Source organism: Alkalibacterium pelagium, assembly GCF_900109325.1.
In the GTDB taxonomy this organism is placed as follows: domain Bacteria; phylum Bacillota; class Bacilli; order Lactobacillales; family Carnobacteriaceae_A; genus Alkalibacterium; species Alkalibacterium pelagium.
In genome coordinates, this window is the sequence record NZ_FNZU01000026.1 from 1 (window position 1) to 5,671 (window position 5,671).

The 5,671-nt window shown below is 40.5% G+C and carries 7 protein-coding genes; 5 read left to right on the top strand and 2 right to left on the bottom strand.

Translation table 11 applies throughout. From position 1 onward, the window contains the following. Window positions 1-173, bottom strand: a 173-nt coding sequence (locus BMX79_RS12625) for a transposase (RefSeq protein ID WP_506736949.1), incomplete at its 3' end; no start/stop codon positions are given. A gap of 268 nt (window positions 174-441) precedes the next feature. On the opposite strand from BMX79_RS12625, the gene BMX79_RS12335 reads away from it, so the two are divergent. The 5 genes from BMX79_RS12335 (at window position 442) to istB (BMX79_RS12355) (ending at window position 5,149) form a co-directional block, all read left to right on the top strand. Further along, window positions 442-792, top strand: coding sequence for a hypothetical protein (locus tag BMX79_RS12335; protein WP_091483110.1), 351 nt, complete (start codon window positions 442-444; stop codon window positions 790-792). Between the two features lie 134 nt (window positions 793-926). Further along, window positions 927-2,474, top strand: coding sequence for an IS21 family transposase (istA, locus tag BMX79_RS12340; RefSeq protein ID WP_091483119.1), 1,548 nt, complete (start codon window positions 927-929; stop codon window positions 2,472-2,474). Next, on the top strand, window positions 2,474-3,223 hold the full coding sequence (gene istB, locus BMX79_RS12345; RefSeq protein ID WP_091483112.1) for an IS21-like element helper ATPase IstB: 750 nt from the start codon (window positions 2,474-2,476) through the stop codon (window positions 3,221-3,223). Before istA (BMX79_RS12340) ends, istB (BMX79_RS12345) begins: the two co-directional genes overlap by 1 nt. A 77-nt stretch (window positions 3,224-3,300) precedes the next feature. After that, the gene (istA, locus tag BMX79_RS12350) at window positions 3,301-4,428 is read left to right on the top strand and encodes an IS21 family transposase (protein WP_091483115.1); all 1,128 of its coding nucleotides are present in this window, start codon (window positions 3,301-3,303) and stop codon (window positions 4,426-4,428) included. Beyond that, window positions 4,421-5,149, top strand: a complete 729-nt coding sequence (gene istB, locus BMX79_RS12355; protein WP_091483117.1) for an IS21-like element helper ATPase IstB — start codon at window positions 4,421-4,423, stop codon at window positions 5,147-5,149. Before istA (BMX79_RS12350) ends, istB (BMX79_RS12355) begins: the two co-directional genes overlap by 8 nt. Before the next feature lie 376 nt (window positions 5,150-5,525). On the opposite strand, the gene BMX79_RS12360 is transcribed toward istB (BMX79_RS12355), so the two are convergent. Then, a complete protein-coding gene (locus tag BMX79_RS12360) occupies window positions 5,526-5,645 on the bottom strand; it encodes an ATP-binding protein (RefSeq protein WP_506736950.1) in 120 nt (39 codons plus the stop codon). Window positions 5,646-5,671: the final 26 nt, after the last annotated feature.

Genomic DNA, 5,671 nt, shown 5'->3' on the forward strand with positions numbered 1-5,671 from the left:
GCAAATAAGCACATTTTAAGTAACATGGCAGGGTGAAACGCAGGTCGTCCCGTATGAGAGGTGTCTTCCAGAAGAAATTCCGCAGGAATAGAATCAACGAAACGACTGATCAAACGGGCTTCGTGATCCTCGGGAATAGTGAAGTCTAATTGTAGTGTTAAAGCAGTTTCCATTGTGGTATAATTTTGATACAAAGTGAGCCCCTCCTTTAATTGCTGTTGGTACTTCAATTATAGTCGGTGGGGCTCGTTTTGTCTTTATAAAAGTAACATCCCACGACCTTTTTCTTTAAAAAACGGTCGTTGTTTAGTGCAAAATAAAAGTAGATAGTATTGCAATGAAAATCTTAGAAGCTTGCATAAAGAAAAAAGGCTTGCCAGCCCAATCAATAACCCTTACCGTTAATGGTGTCTAATCAATAATGGTGGAGGAAGTGAAAGGATGCTGGCAATGCCTGAAGTCAATCATATCAAAAAACTAAGGAATATTAAATCACTATCGATAAATGAAATCTCCAAAAGGACTGGTTTCTGCTGGTCAACGGTTAAAAAATACGCAGATGAAGACCATTTACCTGTCGAAACGACTACTGTAAAGCGTGGAATGATGTACGAAGGAAAATGGGGAGAAATCGTATCAGACTGGCTCATGGAAGATCGTGCGCTGAAGAAAAAGTTGAGAAGAAATAACAAGATTATCTTCGAACAGTTAGGAAAGCTAGGATTCCCCGGTTCTTACCGGACAGTCTGCAATTTTATTAGTGACTGGAATGACAGTATGATCGGTGTGTGAATGCTAAACTAAAACCAGCAATTATTGCTAAATAAGATTCGACACTTTTTCTCTCAAAATATATTCGATTCATTTATACTAGTATAGTTAGAAGTAGAAAATGAATCGGAGGATGAAAGGTGAAGGAATCAAAAATGACTGTATACAACGAGATACATAAACTGAAACAATTGGGCTTTAATGTCAGCCAGATCAAACGGAAAGTTGGAGTCGACAGAGAGACAATAAGAAAATACTTAAGTATGGATTATGAGGAGATGTCCGAGTGGACATCCAGTCTACAAAGCAGAACAAAGAAACTGAGCAATTACGAAGACGTAATCCTCGACTGGTTAACCAGACATCCTGATTTATCTGCAGCACAGATTGAAGACTGGTTATTGGAAGACTATCCCAGCTTAACTGTTGGATCAAGTACCATTCGATTATTCGTTAAGGATACAAGGGAAAGATTTGCCATTCCTAAAGTTAAGCAACCGAGGCAGTATGAGGCTGTTCCGGAAGTCGCTATGGGTGAGCAAATCCAAGTGGATTGGGGCGAATGTGAGCAGGAAACAGTCAAAAATGGAAAGGTAAAACTCCGTTTTATCAGTTTCGTCTTGGGCCACAGCCGCTATAAGTATGTGGAGTGGCTAGACCGGCCGTTCACGACAAAGGATACGATACGCTGTCATGAACAAGCTTTTCGCTACTTCGGCGGTATGACTAAAGAAATAGTCTATGACCAGGATAACCTGATCGCCGTAAGTGAAAATGCCGGAGACCTTTTATTGACGAGAGAATTCGAAGCATATAAGCAGGCAAGAGGTTTTCAGCTTTACCTATGTCGAGCAGCTGATCCGGAAAGCAAGGGAAAGATCGAGCGTGTCGTTGGCTATGTAAAGGGGAATTTTGCCAAGAATAGAGTATATGATGATTTAGATGACTGGAATCAGCGATGCCGTAAGTGGTTAGACCGAACCGGTAATCATAAGGTTCATGGGACAACAAAAAAGAGACCAGATTCAGTGTTCCTTCTGGAAAAAGCACACTTGAAACCAGTCTCACCTTTTAAACATATGGATAATCCATTTGATGCAAGTATAGCAGTTAAAGTAGGAAAAGACAATACGATTCGCTATAAAGGCAACCGCTATTCCGTTCCCCTTGGAACCTACAAATCAGTCGGGTCCAATCAAGTATTACTCAAAATTAGCAAGAAGGAACTTATTATTTTAAGTGAATTGAATGGTGAAGAGATAGATAGGCATGATCTTTCCTTTGAAAAAGGGAAACTGATCAAAAAAACCAATCACGGACGAGATCGCTCAAAGACAATTAAAAAGTATAAAGAAGCGATGATTGCTTTGTTTGAGGATGACTCGAGCGCCACTCCTTACATCGAAAAAGTTATTGAGACACATAAGCGTTATGCTCGTGACCAGTTCATTGTACTGGAGAAAGCAGTGAAGTCCTTCCCTGATGTTTCCGAAGCTGCTCTGCAGAAATGTATCGATGAGCGTTTATGGAGCGCGAATGATTTTAGAGATGTGTCTAAGTTTTTAGCTGTAGAATCACAAGATACATTGACAGAAGAGACGTCAAAAACCCAAAGCATTCAGCCGATGCCTTCGGTCTCGTCCTTTAGCGTTTCTACGCGCCCGCTCAGTGAGTATACAAAGTTGATTGGAGATGGACGGTAATGTATACAGGACTCGAGGAGTTACAACAAGTTTTCAAACAACTGCGCCTGTCAGAGGTTTCTAGTGAACTTCCTCTGCTCATGAGACAAGCGGAACAACAGTCATGGACTTACCACGAATTTTTAACTCATCTTCTCACTTTTGAGGTAAATAGACGAGAAGAAAAAAATAAAGAAAAGAGGTTGAAATGGGCCAAATTCCCTTACCAAAAGTCCCTTGAGGACTATGATATAAACGAACAAAAAAGCATAACTGAACGTCAGATGAAGCAACTAAAAGCAATGCATTGGCTCGAACAGCAATATAACCTTATCTTGCTTGGTCCACCTGGCGTAGGTAAAACCCACATTGCCATAGGGATAGGGCTTGAAGCGATTGAACAAGGGTATCAGGTCATGTTTCTCCCTATGGGTGAACTCATGACCATACTTAAAACAAGTGAGTATACTCGAAAATCACAGATTACGTTAAATAGAATAAAACAATCTGATCTGATTATCATTGATGACCTTATGTATATTGCGATGGATCAACGAGAGGCCAATCAATTCTTCCATTTGATCAACCATCTTTATGAACGAAGTTCAATTATTTTAACGTCAAACAAGAGTCCGGATCAATGGGGAGAGCTGCTCGGTGACGAAGGGATTGCGACAGCAATCTTGGATCGACTTCTCCATAGGGTTGAAGTGATACAGATGAATGACGAAAGCTACCGAATGAAAAACCGAGAAAGTGTTTTTAAATAGAAAAGTAGAGAAACTTATTTAGCAAATACTGGCGAAACTAATTTAGCAGAAATTGACGATTTCTACTTGACGTCGACATCGGTGAAGACGATGAAGTAAAGGAAGAGTATGAACGACTAACCCATCCTCCTGCGGAGGCACAAGTGGACTTTGGTATCACAGAAGTGGTACAGGATGGAAAGGTAAAAGATATACATTGTTTAGTCATGAGCTTTCCATACAGTAATGCCGGACTAGTGACACCTCTGCCCTCAGAAAATCAGGAGTGCTTCTTAGAAGGATTGAAAGATCTATTTGATCAGACTGGCTACGTCCCACGTAAAATACGGCTGGACAACCTCTCCGCTGCAGTCGTGAAAGCACGCAGTGGCGGAAAAGAAACAGTCTTTACTGATGCCTTTCAACGATTTGCCAGTCACTACGGATTTGAGCCTCAAGCGTGTAATCCGAGAAAAGGAAACGAAAAGGGGCATGTCGAAAATAAAGTCGGTTATGTACGGTATAACTTTTTTACTCCCTCACCCGTTATCCAAGATTTAGCACATTTGAGAGAGTTACTGTGGGAGCACAGCTGTAAAGATCATCAACGTTCGCATTACAGAAAAGACTTACTTATCAAAGACTTAATGGCAGAAGAAAAGAAATATGGACTTGCTTTACCTGAAACAGCCTACCCGGTTTTCAAAGAAGCTTCTGCCACAGCAAATAAATATGGGGAAATCATCATTGACGGAGTCGCTGTACATGTCCCTAAGAGTTATCACTACAATCAATTACACTTAATCACTTATTGGGATCATTACAAAGTGGTCTCTCCTAACGGAGAGATTCTCTCAAAAGGTCCTCGTCCTTATATGAATCAGGAAAGAGACATTCCGTGGCATGATATATTAGCAAACTGGAAAAAGAAGCCTCGCTCCGTTATATATTCTCGATACTTTCCCTATCTTCCTGGAAGAATTTCGCATTACCTTAATATCGATTCCATAAAGTTAAGGAAAGAGCGTGTGAGTTGGTTAATCAGCTTACTGCCTAAGTACGGTATGAAAGAAATCGACCATCTTTTCTATGAATTAGCTCCGAAAGAACAAGCAGATGAACTTCAAGGGCAAAGTGATCATCCTTATGATGTGAATTGGGCGTTATACGATTCCCTTCAGCCAATGAATGGTCAGTTGTCAAAGGAGGAGCTATCAGATGTCTGATATCATAAAAACAAAGTGTAAGTTATTACGCTTAGCGTATGTCGCTGATTTATATGAAAAGATTCCATTTGAAAATCCAGAGCAATATGTCACTGCCTTATTACAACAAGAGTTAGAGGTTCGAGAATCCGCTAAAGGCGAACGACTCCTGAAAAAAGCAAAGTTTATTAATGAAAAAGAGCTAAGTACGTACCAATGGGATGAACAGATTCGCTTTCCACCTCAACTAGATAAAGAAAGCTTAACCACACTCCAGTTTATTGAACAAAAAGAAAACATCGTCTTATCTGGAGCACCTGGTACAGGCAAGACCCACTTAGTAACTGGATTAGGCCGAGAGGCCTGTAGAAAAGGATATGAAGTCCGATTCTTTAGAGTCGCTGATTTAGTCGTCTTGCTTGAGAAATCATGGCGAGAAGGTAAGTTTGACGCGTTTCGCAGAAAATTCGATAAGGTGGATATGATTATTCTGGACGAAATGGGCTATGTGCCCTTTAGTAAAGAAGGAGCAGAATGTCTGTTTCAATTGATCTCAGATTGGTATGAACAGCGTAGTCTCGTCATAACATCAAACTTGGAGTTTAGTCAGTGGAACCGAATTTTTGTCGATTCACGTCTCACGGCTGCTTTAGTGGATCGTGTCATTCACCACGCACATATTTTGAGTTTTACAGGCGATAGTTACCGTGTCAATCACGCGCTTTCTCTCCGCCACTTTTAATAACAATCAGGGCTGGCAAAGTTCTTAACTTTTCTTTGCATTCTTCTAAGATTTTATCTTGCAAAACACAGTCGTGGGATGTATTTATTTAAGGGGAGTTTTTTCCCAGCCCCCTTTTTGTTTTTAGTGCCTGTGAAAGTCGTCAACACGCTAGTGAAATAAAATGAAAAAGCATCAATTAAAGAGGTGGTGGAACAAATGACTCCAAAAGAAAAAATGCAGAAACTGATAAAGAATAAGCAAGGCGGCGGAAAGATATCCAAAGAAGCATAGCTAAAAATGACCAGAAATACATGTGGAAAACTCCGATGGCAGATCGAGTGTAACTGTCAAGTAGAATTGTGCACTTTTTGCCAGATAACTTTGTGCACTTTTGTTACGTGAAGACTGATTCTCGATGTTTCATTCTATGACTCTCTCCATTCATATGAATAACTTCACAGCGATGAAGAAGTCGATCCAGAATAGCTGTCGCTATTCCTTGATCACCAAGCATCTTGCCCCAGCTGTCGGGTCCTTTGT